This is a genomic window from Curtobacterium sp. ODYSSEY 48 V2, assembly GCF_023712625.1.
In the GTDB taxonomy this organism is placed as follows: domain Bacteria; phylum Actinomycetota; class Actinomycetes; order Actinomycetales; family Microbacteriaceae; genus Curtobacterium.
The window spans coordinates 112,070-127,948 of record NZ_JAMAXX010000008.1 but is presented as its reverse complement, the minus strand read 5'-3'; the positions used below and the strand labels follow the sequence as shown (position 1 = coordinate 127,948).

At 75.2% G+C, this 15,879-nt stretch carries 14 protein-coding genes; 8 read left to right on the top strand and 6 right to left on the bottom strand.

All coding sequences use genetic code 11. The annotated features are described in order from the left end of the window. Positions 1-151 precede the first annotated feature (151 nt). The gene (locus tag M3666_RS13365; RefSeq protein ID WP_251155476.1) at positions 152-1,534 is read left to right on the top strand and encodes an MFS transporter; all 1,383 of its coding nucleotides are present in this window, start codon (positions 152-154) and stop codon (positions 1,532-1,534) included. A gap of 98 nt (positions 1,535-1,632) precedes the next feature. On the opposite strand, the gene M3666_RS13360 is transcribed toward M3666_RS13365, so the two are convergent. From M3666_RS13360 to M3666_RS13340, 5 genes are all read right to left on the bottom strand, one after another. Next, positions 1,633-3,921 carry a carboxypeptidase-like regulatory domain-containing protein gene (locus M3666_RS13360; protein WP_251155475.1) on the bottom strand — a complete coding sequence of 763 codons (2,289 nt, stop codon included), beginning with the start codon at positions 3,919-3,921 and terminating at the stop codon, positions 1,633-1,635. Positions 3,922-4,016: 95 nt separating this feature from the next. Beyond that, a complete protein-coding gene (locus M3666_RS13355; RefSeq protein ID WP_251155474.1) occupies positions 4,017-4,487 on the bottom strand; it encodes an NUDIX domain-containing protein in 471 nt (156 codons plus the stop codon). A gap of 33 nt (positions 4,488-4,520) precedes the next feature. Beyond that, entirely contained in the window at positions 4,521-5,558 is a 1,038-nt protein-coding gene (locus M3666_RS13350) for an SGNH/GDSL hydrolase family protein (protein ID WP_066654256.1), read from the bottom strand. Positions 5,559-5,668: 110 nt separating this feature from the next. Then, positions 5,669-6,025, bottom strand: a complete 357-nt coding sequence (locus M3666_RS13345) for a PRC-barrel domain-containing protein (protein ID WP_209682631.1) — start codon at positions 6,023-6,025, stop codon at positions 5,669-5,671. A 61-nt stretch (positions 6,026-6,086) separates the two neighbouring features. Then, positions 6,087-7,064: a glycosyltransferase family 9 protein gene (locus M3666_RS13340; RefSeq protein ID WP_251155473.1), complete on the bottom strand. Its 978-nt coding sequence runs from the start codon at positions 7,062-7,064 to the stop codon at positions 6,087-6,089. Positions 7,065-7,125: 61 nt separating this feature from the next. On the opposite strand from M3666_RS13340, the gene M3666_RS13335 reads away from it, so the two are divergent. From M3666_RS13335 to M3666_RS13305, 7 genes are all read left to right on the top strand, one after another. Then, a complete protein-coding gene (locus M3666_RS13335; protein ID WP_066654254.1) occupies positions 7,126-7,677 on the top strand; it encodes an HAD-IIIA family hydrolase in 552 nt (183 codons plus the stop codon). A 71-nt stretch (positions 7,678-7,748) separates the two neighbouring features. Beyond that, entirely contained in the window at positions 7,749-8,801 is a 1,053-nt protein-coding gene (locus tag M3666_RS13330) for a glycosyltransferase family 9 protein (RefSeq protein WP_251155513.1), read from the top strand. A gap of 147 nt (positions 8,802-8,948) precedes the next feature. Further along, positions 8,949-9,950 (top strand): glycosyltransferase, encoded by a 1,002-nt coding sequence (locus tag M3666_RS13325; RefSeq protein WP_251155472.1) that lies wholly within the window; start codon positions 8,949-8,951, stop codon positions 9,948-9,950. Further along, a complete protein-coding gene (locus tag M3666_RS13320) occupies positions 9,947-11,353 on the top strand; it encodes a glycosyltransferase (RefSeq protein WP_251155471.1) in 1,407 nt (468 codons plus the stop codon). The genes M3666_RS13325 and M3666_RS13320 overlap by 4 nt, the downstream gene beginning before the upstream one ends. Beyond that, complete coding sequence (locus M3666_RS13315) at positions 11,350-11,976, top strand: SIS domain-containing protein (RefSeq protein WP_066654250.1); 627 nt, start codon at positions 11,350-11,352, stop codon at positions 11,974-11,976. Before M3666_RS13320 ends, M3666_RS13315 begins: the two co-directional genes overlap by 4 nt. Next, positions 11,973-13,424, top strand: a complete 1,452-nt coding sequence (locus M3666_RS13310; RefSeq protein ID WP_209682638.1) for a PfkB family carbohydrate kinase — start codon at positions 11,973-11,975, stop codon at positions 13,422-13,424. Before M3666_RS13315 ends, M3666_RS13310 begins: the two co-directional genes overlap by 4 nt. A gap of 137 nt (positions 13,425-13,561) precedes the next feature. After that, positions 13,562-14,266: an SDR family oxidoreductase gene (locus M3666_RS13305; RefSeq protein ID WP_066654246.1), complete on the top strand. Its 705-nt coding sequence runs from the start codon at positions 13,562-13,564 to the stop codon at positions 14,264-14,266. A 359-nt stretch (positions 14,267-14,625) separates the two neighbouring features. Here the strand turns inward: M3666_RS13305 and M3666_RS13300 are convergent, their stop codons facing one another. After that, positions 14,626-15,747 carry a glycosyltransferase family 9 protein gene (locus tag M3666_RS13300; protein WP_251155470.1) on the bottom strand — a complete coding sequence of 374 codons (1,122 nt, stop codon included), beginning with the start codon at positions 15,745-15,747 and terminating at the stop codon, positions 14,626-14,628. Positions 15,748-15,879: the final 132 nt, after the last annotated feature.

Here is a 15,879-nt window from a genome sequence, read left to right as displayed (position 1 = left end):
AACACTGGATGTGCGCACTCGCCGTGGAGTCGTCACAACCCGACCGGGTCGTTCGACCCGGACCACACCCACCGCGAGCGCGCACCGCGCACCGCCGTCACGACGGCCGGTCCGACGCGCGCTCCGGCGTTCCCCGGAGGAGGTCAGCAGCGTGTCCACCAACACCACCACCTCGGCCGTGTCGACGAGCACGCGGCCGATCACCGTCACCAACCGGTCGATCGTCGGCATCGCCGTGCTCGGGCTCGCCACCTTCTTCGCGATCACCACGGAGCTCATGCCGGTCGGGCTGCTCGGCACGATGAGCCGCGACCTCGGCGTCAGCGAGTCGACGATGGGCTTCGTCGTCACCGTGTACGCGGCAGCCGTGGCGATCCTCGCCCTCCCGCTGACGTCGCTCACCGCGCGGCTGCCCCGCAAGGCGGTCCTGGTGTCGACCCTGGTCGGCTACGCCGTCTCGAACGTGCTGGTCGCGGTCGCGCCGAGCTTCGCCGTCGTCTGCGCGGGTCGCGTCGTCGGCGGCGTCGCACACGCGCTCTTCTTCTCGGTCGCGTCGGCCTACGCGACGCGGATCGTGCCCCCGCGGCTGGCCGGACGCGCGATCGCCTTCGTCTACTCCGGCAGCTCGCTCGGCTTCGTCCTCGGCGTGCCGCTGGCCACCTGGGTCGCGCAGACGATCGGGTGGCGCCCCGCCGTCGGCTCCGTCGCGCTCGCCGCAGCCCTCCTCGCGCTGGTCGCGGTCGCGTTCCTGCCGGCGGTCAGCGGGACCGCGTCCCCGCACATCGGTTCACCCCGCGCGTGGGCCCGCACCGGACTGCTCTCCGTCGTCGTCGCAGACCTGCTGCTCTTCGCCGGGCACTACGTCGTCTACACCTACATCGGCCCGTACGCGATCGACGCCGGGCTCGACGCCGGCATGGTGAGCGGTGCGCTCCTGGTGCTCGGCGGGACCGGCATCGTCGGCCTCTGGCTCGCCGGCACCTTCGTCGACCGGGCACCGCGGCAGACGTTGATCGCCGCCGTCGCCGTGATGGCCGCCGCCTTCGCCGTGCTGCCGTTCGTGCACGGCTCGCTGTTCGGCACCATGGTGGTCGCCGGGATCTGGATGGCGGCGAACGGCACGACCGGCACCCTCTTCATGGCCGCGGCGATCCGCACCGGTGGCGTCTCCCCCGACATCGCCGGCGCCCTCGTCAACGGCGCGTCGAACATCGGCATCGCGGGCGGGGCAGCCGTCGGCGGGCAGGCGCTCGGTGCGGTCGGCCTGCAGTACCTGCCGTTCGCCGGCGCCGTCGTGCTGATCGGCTCGCTCGGCGTCGTGCTCGCGGCGCGCCGCGGCTTCCCGGTGCACACGCACGCGCAGGAGCACCTGTCCACGACGTCGGTCGAGGCGATCACGTCCTCGCTCGCGGTCGTCACCAGCTCGGTGCCGGTCGTCAGCCGTGCGATCGCCACCATCACCGGGTCGATCGGCGTCGCCACCGGCACGGTGTCGACCGCGACGGGATCCGTGCGGACGCAGCGGCGGCGCTGAGCCCGGGACACGGGAGCGGGGCGGGCCGACCGGTGTCGACCCGCCCCGCTCCCGTCTCCCGGAGCCCGGAGCCCCGAGCCCGACGGCCGGGTGTGCGGTCAGTCCTGCGGGACCGACCGTCGACGACGTGCCGCGCCGACCGACAGCAACCCGCCGCCGGTCAGGAGCAGCAGCGCTGCGACGGCGACCGCGGGGGTGACGTCGGCTCCGGTGAAGGCCAGTCCGCCACCGGTCGGGCCACCACCGTCGCCCGTGCCGGTACCGCCCGCGACGGGTGCCGCGCTCGGGGTCGGGCCGTCGGTCGGCTGCGGCGTCACCGTCGGGGTGGGCTGCGGCGTGCCGGCGACCTCGGCGAGGACGAGGCGCACGGGCTCCGGCGTGCCGCCGACCGCGGCGGTCGTGACCACCACCGGGTCCGACTGCTCGGAGCCGGTCCCGGCCGTGATCGTGTACTCGGTCAGCGGGCGGAGCCCCTCGAGCACGAAGGTGCCGTCGTCGCCGGTGGTCGTGCTGACCGGCTCGCCGTCGTCGTCACCGGTCGGCGTCGCCACGACCGGGACGGCCGCGGCGGGGGCGCCGTCCGCGTCGCTGACCGTGCCCGGCTGGTCGACCGTCGGCAGGGGCAGGACGAAGTCGACGGCGTCGGCGGCGGTCCCCGTGGCGGGCGTCGTGACCGTCCGGACGGGGGCCCCCTCGACGCTCACGGCGTACTCCGTCGACGGCGTCAACCCGGCGAGCGAGTACCCGCCGTCGGCGGTCGTCTCGACCGTGACCACGGCACCCGAACCGGCCTCGACCGGCCGTGCGGTGACGGTCGTGTCCACGACGGGCGTGCCGTCCTCGTAGCGGACGGAACCGGCCTGCCCGACCGTGACCGCCACCGGCGTCGTGAACGGGAAGTCCGCTCGGACCGTGCCGTCGGCGGTGACCTCGACCGTCAGCTCGGTCGGCTCCGGAGCACCGGCGACCGCGGCCTCGGTACGGACGGTGTAGGTGCCGGGCCGGAGCGCCAGACCGTACGTGCCGTCGGCGTCCGTCTCGACGGTGGCCACCACGCCACCGCCCTGCAGGACCTCCACGAGCGCGGGTGCGGCGGGGGCGCCGCCGTCGAGCGTCACGCGGCCCGTGATCGTCCCCACGCTGATCGGCAGGACGATCGGGTCGAGCGCAGCCACCGGGGCACCGTCGGCACCGGTCGAGCCCGACACCGGCGGGGCACCGCTCACCGTCGCGACGACCGCAGTGCCGGCCGGCAGGCCGACGGCACGCCAGCGCCCGTCCGCGTCCGTGACGACGGTGGCGAGGGGCAGCGCCGAGGTGTCCGTGACGGTCACCTCGGCGTCGGCGACGGGGCGGCCGTCGGCGTCGACCACCGAGCCGTCGAGGTCGACGGTCCCCGGGACCGTGCTGAGGACGAAGTCGGCGTCCGTGACGTCGGTCCGGAGGTCGACCACCGCGGGAGCGCGGTCGACCGCCGCGTTGTCCGGGGTCGCGATCGACACCCGGTACCCGTCGGCCTGGGTGAGCGCGGGGAACGCGTACGCACCGTCGGCACCGGTGGTCGTCGTGTACTCGGTGCCGTTCGGAGCGGTCACGGTGACGAGCGTGTCCACCAGTGGTTCGCCGTCGAGTGCCGCAGTGCCGGAGAGGGACGAGGTCCGGTTCGCGAACCAGGTCTGGTAGACGGGGAGGCCACTGCGTTGCTGGTAGGCGATGGTCAGCGTCGCGAGCGACGCCGTCGGTGTGAACCATGCGCTCGCGCCGGCGGTGTCGTTCGCGGCGTCGTTGCCCCGCAGCACCCCCGTGGCCGGGTCCCAGGACGGCAGGTCCTGACCCGCCGCCACGCCTCCGGGATCGCGCGGGCAGCTCCACCCGCCGGGCGAGACGGTCGAGCACGAGTTGTACGAACCCGCGTAGCCGAGCTGGTCCACGGTGGCTGGGGTGCCGTCCGCGAGGGTCGCCGAGATCGTCGCCTGGTCGGCGTCGACGTCGCCCAGGACGAAGGACCAACCGCCGGCCCCTGGCGTCCCACCGTCGAACGTCCAGGTCGTGACGGCAGGGCTCCGCGCGTCGTCCGCCGCCGGCCGCTGGTTGAGGTACGTCGCACCGCGACTGGTGCCGTAGACCGTGCCGGGCGGCGTCGACGCCCCCTGCCACGTCGATGCGCCGGAGACGACCGTGGCCTGCCGGGAGGTGGACGTGAAGGTGGTGTCCGGGAACCCCGGGAGCGCGATCGAGCCGGTGTACGCACGACTCGTGCCGTCCACCGTGACGGTGGCCCAGTTCCCCGTGGTCGCGGCCGTCGCGCTCGTGACGCCGCTCACCGCCAGTCCTGCCCCGAGTGCGACGGCGATGACGCCGGCGATGACGGAGCGCCATCTGCGCATGTGTGCTCCCCTGTGTCGGCGCCGACGAATACCCGACGCTTGCTCAGGCTATCCGGGCAGCGCGGACGAGGGACAGCCCCGGTGCGGGTCGCGGATCACCGGCCCTCCAGGACCGCGAGCAGCCGGTCGAGCGCGACGACCTGGCCGGACACGAGCACCCCGCGCGCCTCCTCGACGCCGAACCAGCGGGCGTCGTCGACCTCGGGGACCGCGACGAACCGACCGGAACCGCGCGGGAGCTCGACCTGCACCGTGTTGCTCAGCACCTCGTCGACCTCGAAGTCGTCGGCCCGTGCCGCGAAGACCCGGACGCGCTTCCCGGAGGCCTGGCGGACCTCGCCGAGGTCGAGCACGGGTCCCGTCGGTGCGGGGACCCCGATCTCCTCGGCGAACTCGCGGCGCGCGGTGTCGAGTGCGTCCTCACCGTCCTCGACGAGCCCCTTCGGGATCGACCACGCGCGCGGGCGTCGACGCCAGAACGGTCCGCCCATGTGCGCGACGAAGACCTCCGGGGTGCCGTCCACGGGCGACCGACGGTGCAGCAGGAGTCCGGCGCTGGTGACCACCGATCGACCCTACGACGAGCGGCCGTGCACGGCTCAGTCCGCGAGCCGGCGGAGCTCCGAGGCCACCTGCCCGGTCAACCACGCCACCCCGCGCCCGTTCGGGTGCAGGGCCCCGGGCACCATGTCGATGCGGCTCAGGTCGCCCGCCCCGGAGAGCGAGACGCCCGCGACGTACGGGTCGTCGGTCGCGCAGGCCGAGTGCGCCTGCGACCGGGCGAACACGTCGACGAACGGGACGCCGGCCGCCTCGGCAGCGGACGCCGAGACCTCGTCGAGCGACTCCTGGACCCCGTGCAGGTACCGGACGTCGCCGTCGGTGAACGGGTAGGTGTCCCGCGGGAAGGACCCCACGAGCGAGCCGAGGTCGAGCGCCGAGCGGAAGCACCCCCGCGCCGGCGTGTGGGCCGCGTCCGGGAAGATCGCCGGGTAGCCGAGGAAGACCACGACCGCGTTCGGCGCGGCCCGGCGGACCGCGGCGAGCGTGTCCGCGATCCCGAGCGCGACCCGGGACCGGATGCGCACGTCGAGGTCGTCCACTCCGTCGTGCACGAGGGTGCTGCGGCACGACGGGGCGTCCCGACCGGAGAACACCGGGCCGCGGGAGGACAGCGCCAGGCAGGATGCGGCGGTGCCGAACAGGTCGGCGTCGTTGCCGCCGATCGTCAGCGTGACCAGCCGGGTGTCCTCGGACAGTGCCCGGACCTGGGGCGGCACCCCGCGGAACTGGTACCCCGACACGACGTCACGACTGGTCGCCCCCGCGCACGTCACGTCGGTCAGGTCGAGTCCGAAGCGCGCCGCGAGCCGGTGGGGGTAGTCGCGCGCCGACTGCGCGCAGGCGCTCGTCGGCAGCCGGGTCGGGTCGCCCAGGCCGTAGCCGGCCGAGTAGGAGTCGCCGAGTGCGACGTACTCGCTGCCCGGCGGCAGGTCGGCGAGCGTCTCGGCCGGGTCGTCCGTCACCGGGTACGGCTCCGGGACCGGCCACATCGGCGCCGCGACGGCGCCGTCGGTCGGTGCGACCGCGACCGGGCCCGACGGCGCGACGACGACCGCGGCGAGGACCGCGAGCACGAGGGCGACGGCGGTCGACCGCTTCGAGCGGGTGGTGCGCTGCAGGGGGTCCTCCGGGTGGACGCGACGACGGGACGGGCAAGGCTACCTGCCCGTCCCGGGTGCCGGTGTCAGCGACGACCCAGGCGCCGTTCCCCGTTGCTGCCGGTCTGGTACTGCAGGCCGTAGTGCTCGTACAGCACGGGTTCGGTCGAGGCCTCGAGCTCACCGTCGGTCGGGATGGTCGGGGCGTCCTTGACGAGCTTCTTCGGGAACGTCACGAGCAGGTGCTTCGGCGCCACCGTCGCACCGACGAGCGGGACGAAGAGCAGCTTCTGGAACCCGGGCAGCCCGGTGGTGACGGCGCCGAAGGCGGGATCGGACGTCGCGGTGTCGTAGTAGATGCTCTCGAGCGTGCCGATCTTGTCCTCGGTCTCGTCGACGACGGGCAGGCCGATCCAGTCACGGATGTTGGCGGCTTCGAACACGGGGCGCTCCCTTCGAGCAGGACAGGTACGCCTCGACGCTACCGACGACCCCTCGGCGGGTTCACGGCGAAGTGACGGGGGCGACCGGGAGCGAGTCGACGGCGGCGAGCACGTCGTCCACGCCGACGGCCAGGAGCGCCGGGTCCGGGTCCTCCGCGAACACGTCCCCGCGGCGCACGGACGCGTCGGTGAGCACGACGTGCGGACCGGAGGCGGGCGGTCCCCAGGCCTCGGGCGGCGCCGGCCCGAACACCACGACGGACGGGATCCCGTAGGCGGAGGCGAGGTGGGCCGCCCCCGTGTCGACGGTCACGACGAGCGATGCCGATGCGATGACGCCGGCGAAGGCCTGCAGCTCCAGCGCGCCCGCGAGGACCGCCTCCGGCGGCAAGCCGGCCGACTGCGCGACGGCGGTGGCGCGCTCGACGTCGTCCGCGCCTCCCGTCAGGACCACGTCGAGGCCGCGCTCGCGGAGCCCTCGCACCACGGCTGCGAAGCGGTCGGTCGGCCAGTGCCGCGCACCGTGGAAGGCGCCGATGTGCACGACCGCGGCACCCGGCGCGGCGGACGGGGCGGCCGGGCGGGCGATGGCGACCTCGTCGGGGTCGGCGGGGATGCCGTGCCAGGTGAGCAGGTCCGCCCAGCGCTCCCGCTCGTGGACGTCGTCCGGCCACTCCGGGCCCTCGTACCCGTGGGTCGGGTCGGCGTGGCCGATCACGCGCCGGGCACCGAGTGCGGCGACGAGGTCGGACGACTCCGGCCCGGCACCGTGCAGGTTGACCGCGACGTCGACCGCTCCGGCGGGGGCGGCGATCGGGTGGTCGAGCCCGTGCTGCGCGAGGTGCACGTCGACGGGCAGCAGCTCGACGACCGGGGCGAGCCACGCGGTCGTCGCCAGGGTGATCCGGTGGCCGGGGAACGCCCGGCGAAGCGCGTGCAGTGCGGGGACGGCGACGAGCGCGTCCCCGAGCTTGATGGCGCGCAGGACGAGCAGGTCGGGGCGTCCGTCGGACGGGGGCAGGGCGGGGACGGCGGTCACGGTCCGACGGTATCCGGCCGCGCCTGGGCCGGTTCCCGGCCGGCGGACGGTACCAAGGAGCATGGCTCTCGCGAAGGACCGCGCCGTCCGCGGTCTGCTCTTCGACCGTGACGACACCCTCGTCATCGACGTCCCGTACAACGCCGACCCCCACAAGGTCGTCCCCGTGCCCGGCGCCCACCGCGCGGTCGAGCGCGCCCGGACCGCCGGTCTGCGCGTCGGGGTCGTGACGAACCAGTCGGCGATCGCGAAGGGCCTGGCGACCCGCGAGCAGGTCGACGCGACGAACGCCCGCGTGGACGAGCTGGTCGGCCCGTTCGACGTCTGGTGCGTCTGCCCGCACGACGCCGGCGACGGGTGTGCGTGCCGCAAGCCGCGTCCGGGGATGGTGCTCGACGCCGCGCGACGGCTCGGGCTCGACCCGTCCGAGATCGTGGTGGTCGGGGACATCGGCGCCGACGTCGGTGCGGCGGCGGCGGCGGGTGCGCAGGGCGTGCTGGTGCCGACGCCGCGGACGCGCGCCGAGGAGGTCGAGGCGGCGGAGACCGTCGCCGGCTCCCTCGACGACGCCGTCTCCCTCGTGCTGGCCCGGGTCCCGGCGGCCCGGGCGTGAGCCGCGCCGAGCAGCGCGGTCCCGAGGGTGCGGAGTCGACCACGGCCGACGAGCGGACCGGTCCGCGCGTCCTGGTCGTCCGGCTCGACTCGTTCGGCGACGTCCTGGTGGCCGGCCCCGCCGTGCGCGCCGTCGCCGCGGGGGCCGCGCACGTCACGATGCTCTGCGGCCCCCAGGGCTCCCCGGCCGCAGACCTGCTGCCCGGGGTCGACCGGGTGCGGGTCTGGGCAGCGCCCTGGGTGACCGAGACCGCGCGGCCGATCGACGACGCGCTGCTCGGCGAGTTCCGTGCGCTCGTCACCGAGGAACAGCCCGACGAGGCCGTCGTGCTCACCTCGTTCCACCAGTCGCCCCTGCCGGTCGCCCTGCTGCTCCGCCTGGCCGGGGTGCCCCGGGTCTCCGGTGCGTCGGTCGACCACCCCGGGTCGCTGCTCGACGTGCGGCTCCGCCCGGGCGAGGACCTGCCGGAGGACCTCCCGGAGCCGGAGCGCGCCCTCCGCATCGCCGAGGCCGCCGGGTTCGCCCTGCCGGCGGATGACGACGGGAGGCTCGTGGTGCGGATCGACGCCGTCGCACCACCCGAGGTGGCCGCCCTGGACCGCTACGTGGTCGTCCACCCCGGCGCGAGCGTCCCGGCGCGCTCCTGGCCGGAGGAGCACCACCGTGACCTCGTCGCGGCCTACGCCGAGCGCGGGATCCCCGTGGTCGTCACGGGCAGCCCCGGCGAGCGGGCGCTCACGGCCGCCGTCGCGGGCGACACCGCGGTCGACCTCGGCGGTCGGACGTCGCCCGCCGAGCTCGCCGCGGTCCTCGCCGGCGCCGAGGTCGTCGTCGTCGGCAACACCGGTCCGGCACACCTCGCCGCCGCGGTGGGTGCGCGCATCGTCAGCCTGTTCTCGCCGGTGGTGCCGGCGGTGAAGTGGGCCCCGTACGCACCCGAGGTGGAACTGCTCGGCGACCAGACCGCCGCCTGCCGCCTGAGCCGTGCCCGGGAGTGCCCGGTCCCGGGCCACCCGTGCCTGTCCGGAGTGCGCGTGCAGGACGTCCTCGACGCACACGGACGCCTGCTGGCGCGCGGCACCGGACCCGGCGCCGTCGCGGACGGCAGTGCGCTCAGCGGATGAAGCAGGAGAAGCTGCGAGGAGGACCAGCAGTGCTCCCGTAGCGTGCGCCACTGCTCCTCCTGCTCCTCTTCCCGGCACCTGCGCAGCGCGCGCGAGCGCCGGCGGGGCAGCTGTCCGGAGGGGCACCGAACCGTCGAAAGGCCCTGCATGCGGATCCTCGTGTGGCACGTGCACGGCGGCTGGATGGACGCCTTCGTCCGCGGCCCCCACGAGTACCTCATCCCCACCACACCGGCCCGCGACGGCTGGGGGCTCGGGCGGGGCGGCCGCGACTGGCCGGCGAACGCGATCGAGATCGACCCGGCCGACCTCGCCGACGCCGAGGTCGACGTGGTCGTCCTGCAGCGCACCGAGGAGCTCGAGGAGGCCCGTCGCCTGCTCCGCGGCCGCGAGGTCCCCGTGGTCTTCGTCGAGCACAACGCCCCGCGCGTCGACGTCCCGAGCAGCCTGCACCCGATGCGCGACCGCGACGACCTGGTGATCGCGCACGTCACGCACTGGAACGCCCTCATGTGGGACTGCGGCACGACCCGCACGACGGTGGTCGAGCACGGCGTCGTCGACCCGGGCCCGCTCTACACCGGCGCGCTCGAGCGCTTCGGTGTCGTCATCAACGAACCGGTCCGCCGCGGCCGTGTGGTCGGCACGGACCTGCTCCCCCGCTTCGCCGAGGTCGCACCCGTCGACCTCTGGGGCATGGGCACCGACCGGCTCCCTGAACTCGGCTTCGGCGACCGCGTCGTCGCCCTCGGCGACGTCCCCGCAGACCCCATGCACGCCGCACTCGCGCAACGACGCGCGTACGTGCACCCGAACCGCTGGACGTCGCTCGGCCTGTCGCTGATCGAGGCGATGCACATGGCGATGCCGGTCCTCGTGCTCGCGACGACCGACGCACCACGGACCGTGCCCGCCGAGGCCGGCGCGATCGCGACCGACGTCGACGAGCTGGTCCGTGCCTCCAGGACGCTCCTGGAGGACCCCGAGGAGGCCCGTCGCCGCGGTGCCGTCGCCCGAGAGGCCGCGCTCGAGCGGCACGCGCTCGGCCGGTACCTGGCGGACTGGGACGACCTCCTCGACGACGCCGTCGCGCGTGGTGCGCGGCGCGGACGCGCGGCGGACGCCGCGCTGGAAGGGAGCCTCCGATGAAGATCGCGATGGTGTCCGAGCACGCGAGCCCGCTCGCGGTGCTCGGCGGAGTCGACGCCGGTGGACAGAACGTGCACGTCGCTGAGCTGTCCGCGGCCCTCGCGGACCGCGGCCACCAGGTGACCGTGTACACGCGGCGCGACGACGCCGACCAGCCCGTCCGCGTGCTGCTGCGCCCGGGCGTCGAGGTCGTGCAGGTCGACGCCGGGCCCGCCCGCCACGTCCCGAAGGACGACCTGTTCCCGTTCATGGACACGTTCGCCTCGGTGCTCGCGGCGGAGTGGTTCGTCGACCGCCCCGACGTGGTGCACGGGCACTTCTGGATGTCCGGGTACGCCGCGCTCGAGGCCGTCAAGCAGGTCCACGCCCGCACCGGTGGCGTCCGGATCCCGGTCGTGCAGACCTTCCACGCGCTGGGCGTCGTGAAGCGTCGCCACCAGGGCACCGCCGACACGAGCCCCGCGGAGCGCGAGTGGATCGAGCCCGCCGTGGGCCGGAGCGTCGACCAGGTCGTCGCGACGTGCTCCGACGAGGCCTTCGAGCTCAAGACCCTCGGCGTGCCGCTGCACGCCATCTCCGTGGTGCCGTGCGGTGTGGACACCGAGCTCTTCCGGCCCGACGGCCCCGTCGAGGAGCGTGGGCGCCCCTTCCGGGTGCTCACCGCGTCGCGCCTGGTGCGCCGGAAGGGTGTCGGCACGACCATCGCCGCACTCGCGAAGCTGCTCGACGAGGGCCGCGAGGCCGAGCTCGTGGTGGTCGGCGGAGCCGGCACGGCCGGAGCCGACCTCGCCGACGACCCGGAGTACCAGCGCCTCGACGCCCTGGCCCGGTCGCTCGGGGTGCGCGAGCACGTGACCTTCCGCGGCCAGCTCGGGCAGCACGACATGCCCGCCGTCTACCGCAGCGCCGACGTCGTCGTGTGCGCCCCCTGGTACGAGCCCTTCGGCATCGTGCCGCTCGAGGCCATGGCGTGCGGTCGTCCCGTCGTCGCGTCGAGCGTCGGCGGACTCATCGACACCGTCGTGGAGGACGCCACCGGCCTGCACGTCCCGCCCCGTGACGAGGAGGCCGTGGCCGCCGCCGTGGGCGCGCTGCTCGACGACCGCGAGCGGCGCGACGCGTACGGACGCGCGGGACGCGAGCGCGCCGAGTCCCGGTACACCTGGCACAAGGTCGCCGCCGAGAGCGAGCGCGTGTACGAGCGCCTCGTCGCCGGCGCCGCGAACGGCCTCGCCGCGCCCGCCGTCGCGGCGACCGGGACCGACACGGCACACGTGTCGAACGACCCCGTCGGGATCACCCCCGCCACGACCATCCCGGGCGCCCGTCCCGGACGCGCCGGACGGACCGCCCGCCCGACGCCCGCGGTGCTGCCGCACCCGACGGAGAGGACCGCACGATGACCATCGAGCAGCAGACCGGCACGCGTGAGCCGGAGACCGAGAGCGCCAGCGTCCGGACCGTCGTCGACCACATCGCCGCCTCGGTGCCCGTGATCGCCTCGCTCGTCGACCACAAGGACCACATCGCGGCGTGGGCGGACGACATCGCCGCACGGCTCGTCGCCGGCCGTCGGCTGCTCGCCGCGGGCAACGGCGGCTCGGCGGCGGAGGCCCAGCACCTCACCTCCGAGCTGACCGGCCGCTTCGACGGGGACCGTCCGGCGTACTCGGCGATCTCCCTGCACGCCGAGAGCTCCGCCGTCACCGCGATCGGGAACGACTACGGCTACGACCAGGTCTTCGCCCGCCAGGTGACGGCGCACGCGCGCGCCGGTGACGTCGTCGTGCTGCTGAGCACGAGCGGCAAGAGCCCGAACCTGCTCCGCGCGGCCGAGGCCGCTCGGGCCGTCGGTGCACGCTCGATCGCGATGACCGGCCCCGGGCCGAACCCGCTCGCCGACGCGGTCGACGACGCGATCCGCATCGAGGGCCCCTCGGCCAACGTGCAGGAGGCGCAGCTCGTCCTCGTGCACGCCCTCTGCCGTGCGATGGAGCCGGCCCTCCGCCGCGGCGGCCGCCGGTGAGCGGCACGGAGCGCACCGCCAGCGCGACGCCGGGCTCCGGCGACGGCACCCGGCGTCGCATCGTCGTCGTCGGCGACACCCTGCTCGACGTCGACGTCTCGGGCACGAGCGAACGGCTCAGCCCGGACGCCCCCGTCCCGGTCGTCGACGTCCGGACCGACGACCGTCGTGCCGGTGGCGCCGGCCTGGTCGCCTCGATGCTCGTACGCGACGGCCACGACGTGACGCTCGTCACCGTGCTGAGCGACGACGATCGTGCCGACGAGATCCGCGCCCTGCTGCCCGACGTGCACGTCGTCGCCGGTCCGTCCGGTGCGCCGACCCCGGTGAAGACCCGCGTCCGCGTGGTCGACCACGCGCTCGTCCGCATCGACGAGGGGTGCGCCACCCCGCCCGTCCCCGGCACGACCGCCGAGATGACCGCGGCGCTCGAGGGCGCCGACGCGATCGTCGTCGCCGACTACGGCCGTGGCGTCGCGGCCGCCGACGGGCTCCGTACCGCCCTCGCCGCCGTGGCCCGCACGACGCCCGTGGTCTGGGACCCGCACCCGAAGGGTGCCTCCCCCGTCGCGGGCACCGCGGTCGTGACCCCGAACACCAGCGAGGCCCGGCGCTTCACCGACCTGTCCGGCGAGGGCGTGCCCTTCGCCACGGACGCCGCGGCCGAGCTCGTCCGGACCTGGGACGTCGACGCCGTCGCCGTCACGATGGGCGACCGCGGCGCACTCGTCGCCTCGCGTCGCAGCGGGGACGGCACCCGGCCGGCCGCGCTGGACAGCCGGTTCGTCCCGGCCCCGTCCGTCACCGCCGGCGACCCGTGCGGCGCCGGTGACCGCCTCGCCGCGGGCGTCGCCATCGCCCTCGCCGAGGGTGCTGACGTCGCCGAGGCCGTCGCCGCGGGCGTGCTCGCTGCCTCGGAGTACCTCGCGGCCGGCGGCGTGACCGCGCTGTTCGCCGACGACGGCCCGGCTCCGGTGCCCGTCCCCGGCGTGGACCGCGACGCGCTGCGCGTCGTGCACGACGTCCGCAGCGCCGGTGGGACCGTCGTCGCCACCGGCGGCTGCTTCGACCTGCTCCACGCCGGGCACGCCCGCACGCTCTCCGCAGCGCGGGCGCTCGGCGACTGCCTGGTGGTCTGCCTCAACTCGGACGACTCGGTGCGCGCCCTCAAGGGGCCGGAGCGCCCGATCATGACGCAGGACGACCGGGTCGAGCTGCTGCTCGCGCTCGACTGCGTCGACGCCGTGGTCGTCTTCGACGAGCACACCCCGGACGAGGCCCTCCGCCGCTTCCGCCCGGACGTCTGGGCGAAGGGCGGCGACTACGCCGCGAGCGAGCTCCCCGAGGCGGCGACGCTCGCCGAGTGGGGCGGTCGGGTCGTCACCGTCCCGTTCCACCCCGGTCGGTCCACCACGCGGCTCGCCGCGGCACTCGCCGCGGTCGGCTGAGGACCCACCCCGACCACACGTCGGACGGGAGGCACGGCGCACCGCCGCCACGGGCCTCCCGTCCGTCACCGGTCACCACACACGTCCCGTCGGCACCGCCGACGGACCGGCACCACGCCACTCCCGGAAGGAAGTCCATGCCCGTCCCCACCACCCCCATCGGTCGCGTCCTCGTCACCGGCGGCGCCTCCGGTCTCGGCGCGGCCGTCGTCGCCGCGGTCGTCGAGGCCGGCGGCACCCCCATCGTCCTCGACCTGCGCGTCGACGGCGTCCCGGAGGGCACCGACGCCGTCGCCGTGGACGTCACGGACACCGAGGCGACCGAGCGCGCCGTCCGCGAGGCCGCGGAGCGCCACGGCGGACTCGACGCCGTCGTCACCGCCGCGGGCATCGACAAGCCCGCGCCGATCGGCGGGATCTCCTCGGGCGACTGGGAGCGCATCGTCGGGGTCAACCTGCTCGGCACCGCCGCCGTGGTGCGCGCCGCGCTGCCCGCCCTCGAGGCGACGCACGGCCGCGTCGTGACGATCTCGTCGTCGCTCGCGCTCAAGGGCGTCGGCGACGGCACGGCCTACTCGGCGTCGAAGTTCGGCGTGCGCGGCTTCTCGCAGGCGCTGGCCGCCGAGACCGCCGGGCGCATCGGTGTGACGAACATCATCCCCGCCGGCATGCGCACCGCGTTCTTCGAGGGCCGGACCGAGCAGTACAAGCCGGGCCCGGACGCGCAGCTCATCGAGCCGGAGTACGTGGCGAACTCGATCCTGTTCGCGCTGTCGCAGCCGGCCGGCTGCGAGATCCGCGAGCTGTCGATCATGCCCGCGACGGAGCCCAGCTGGCCGTAGGCCCCGCTGACGACGCAACGGGAGGCGCGGTGCCGGTCGGTACCGCGCCTCCCGTCACGTCCGTGGCCGGCCCGGCCCGCTCCATCGGTCGCCTCCGTCCGCCGAGCGGGCCAGATCTGTCACGCTCGGCAGCGCACGCCGACAGATTGCGCCCGCGCGCCGGCACGCCTCCGGCGTGTCCTGCCCGGTCGGTCTGCCCGCTGGGTCTGTCCGCTCGGTCTGTCCGCTCGGTCTGCCCGCTCGGTTCTCCGAGCGGGCCCGATCCGTCACGCTCGGCGCAGTGCGCGTGGCACGTCCCGCCCGATCGCTCGGTTCCCGACGGGGTCGGAGCCGGCGTCCGGGTGCACTCCTGCGCCGGCTCAGACGACCGGTGCGGCCGTTCGCTCCCGGGGTCGCACGGTCGCGAGGAGGTCCTCGACGTCGGTGATCACGGCCTCGGGCTGGACCTCGTCGACGTACGACGGGTCGTGCTCGCAGCGCTCAGCGGTCCACCCGACCTGGGTCACGTCGATGCCGCACACCGGGCAGCGCGTGACGAAGGACATGTGCACCCGGTGCCGTCCGCGGTCGATCGGGCCCGCGTTCACCACGTTGCCGAACCAGAACACGCCGACCGTGGGGGTCCCGACCGCGACGGCGAGGTGCCGCGGGCCGGAGTCGTCACCGACCATGACGTCAGCGGCCGCGAGCACCGCGGGGAGCTCCGCGAGCGGCAGGGCGTCGGTCAGGTCGTGGAGACGGTCGTGCAGGGCCACCGGCACGGCACCGCGGATGGCCTGCGCCGCCGGCACGTCCGTCGCGTCGCCGACGAGCACGACGTCGTCGCCGGCGTCGAGCCGCGCGGACACCACGGCTGCGAACCGCTCGGGGCTCCACCGGCGCCGCGGGTCCGTCGCGCCGGGGTGCACGGCCACCAGGTGGCCGGCGACGCCGAGGCGGTCGCGCACGGCACGGCGCTCCTCGGCGCCCACGTGCACGCGCGGGTCCAGGGTGACCGGGGCGGCACCGGCGAGCGAGACGACCTCGAGCCCGCGGAGCACCTCGTGCTGGTAGTAGACGTAGCGGACCCACCGCTCCAGGACCTCGGCGTCCTCGGTCGCGGTGCCGACGGTGTGCGGTGCGGCGAGGCGCAGCAGGAACGGGTTCGAGTTCCGACCGCCGCCGTGCAGCTGGACGGCGAGGTCGAACCGGCCGCGGAGCCGCGACTCGAAGTCGTGCAGCGCCGGCGCACCCTTCCCGGCGTCGCGCACCCCGGGCGACACCGGGAGTTCCTCGAACGCGTGCACCGCGTCGGTCCGTCCGCGCAGGACCGCCGGGGCCAGCGGGCTCCCGAGCAGCGTGATGCGGGCGTCGGGGTACGTGGCGTGCAGCGCCTCGATCGCGGGGACCGCGAAGAGCAGGTCCCCCAGGCCACCGCCGCGGAGCACCGCGATCTCCCGGACGTCGTCGAAGCGTTCTCCACCGTTGCCGATCAGTTGCACCACACCCGTCTACCGGAACCGAGCCGAGAGCGCTGCCGGGCCGACGCCGTCCCGGACCCGTCCGGTGCGCTCTCCGGACCGAGCACCCGAAACCGGCACCCCGCACAGGTCCCCGGGAGCAGCGTGGAACCG

What these genes read in the sequence shown, in the direction of transcription:
- M3666_RS13335 (WP_066654254.1), top strand. Translation starts at nt 7,126, where the DNA reads ATGGCTCTCGCGAAGGACCGCGCCGTCCGCGGTCTGCTCTTCGACCGT.
- M3666_RS13360 (WP_251155475.1), bottom strand. Translation starts at nt 3,921, where the DNA reads ATGCGCAGATGGCGCTCCGTCATCGCCGGCGTCATCGCCGTCGCACTC.
- M3666_RS13305 (WP_066654246.1), top strand. Translation starts at nt 13,562, where the DNA reads ATGCCCGTCCCCACCACCCCCATCGGTCGCGTCCTCGTCACCGGCGGC.
- M3666_RS13325 (WP_251155472.1), top strand. Translation starts at nt 8,949, where the DNA reads ATGCGGATCCTCGTGTGGCACGTGCACGGCGGCTGGATGGACGCCTTC.
- M3666_RS13315 (WP_066654250.1), top strand. Translation starts at nt 11,350, where the DNA reads ATGACCATCGAGCAGCAGACCGGCACGCGTGAGCCGGAGACCGAGAGC.
- M3666_RS13320 (WP_251155471.1), top strand. Translation starts at nt 9,947, where the DNA reads ATGAAGATCGCGATGGTGTCCGAGCACGCGAGCCCGCTCGCGGTGCTC.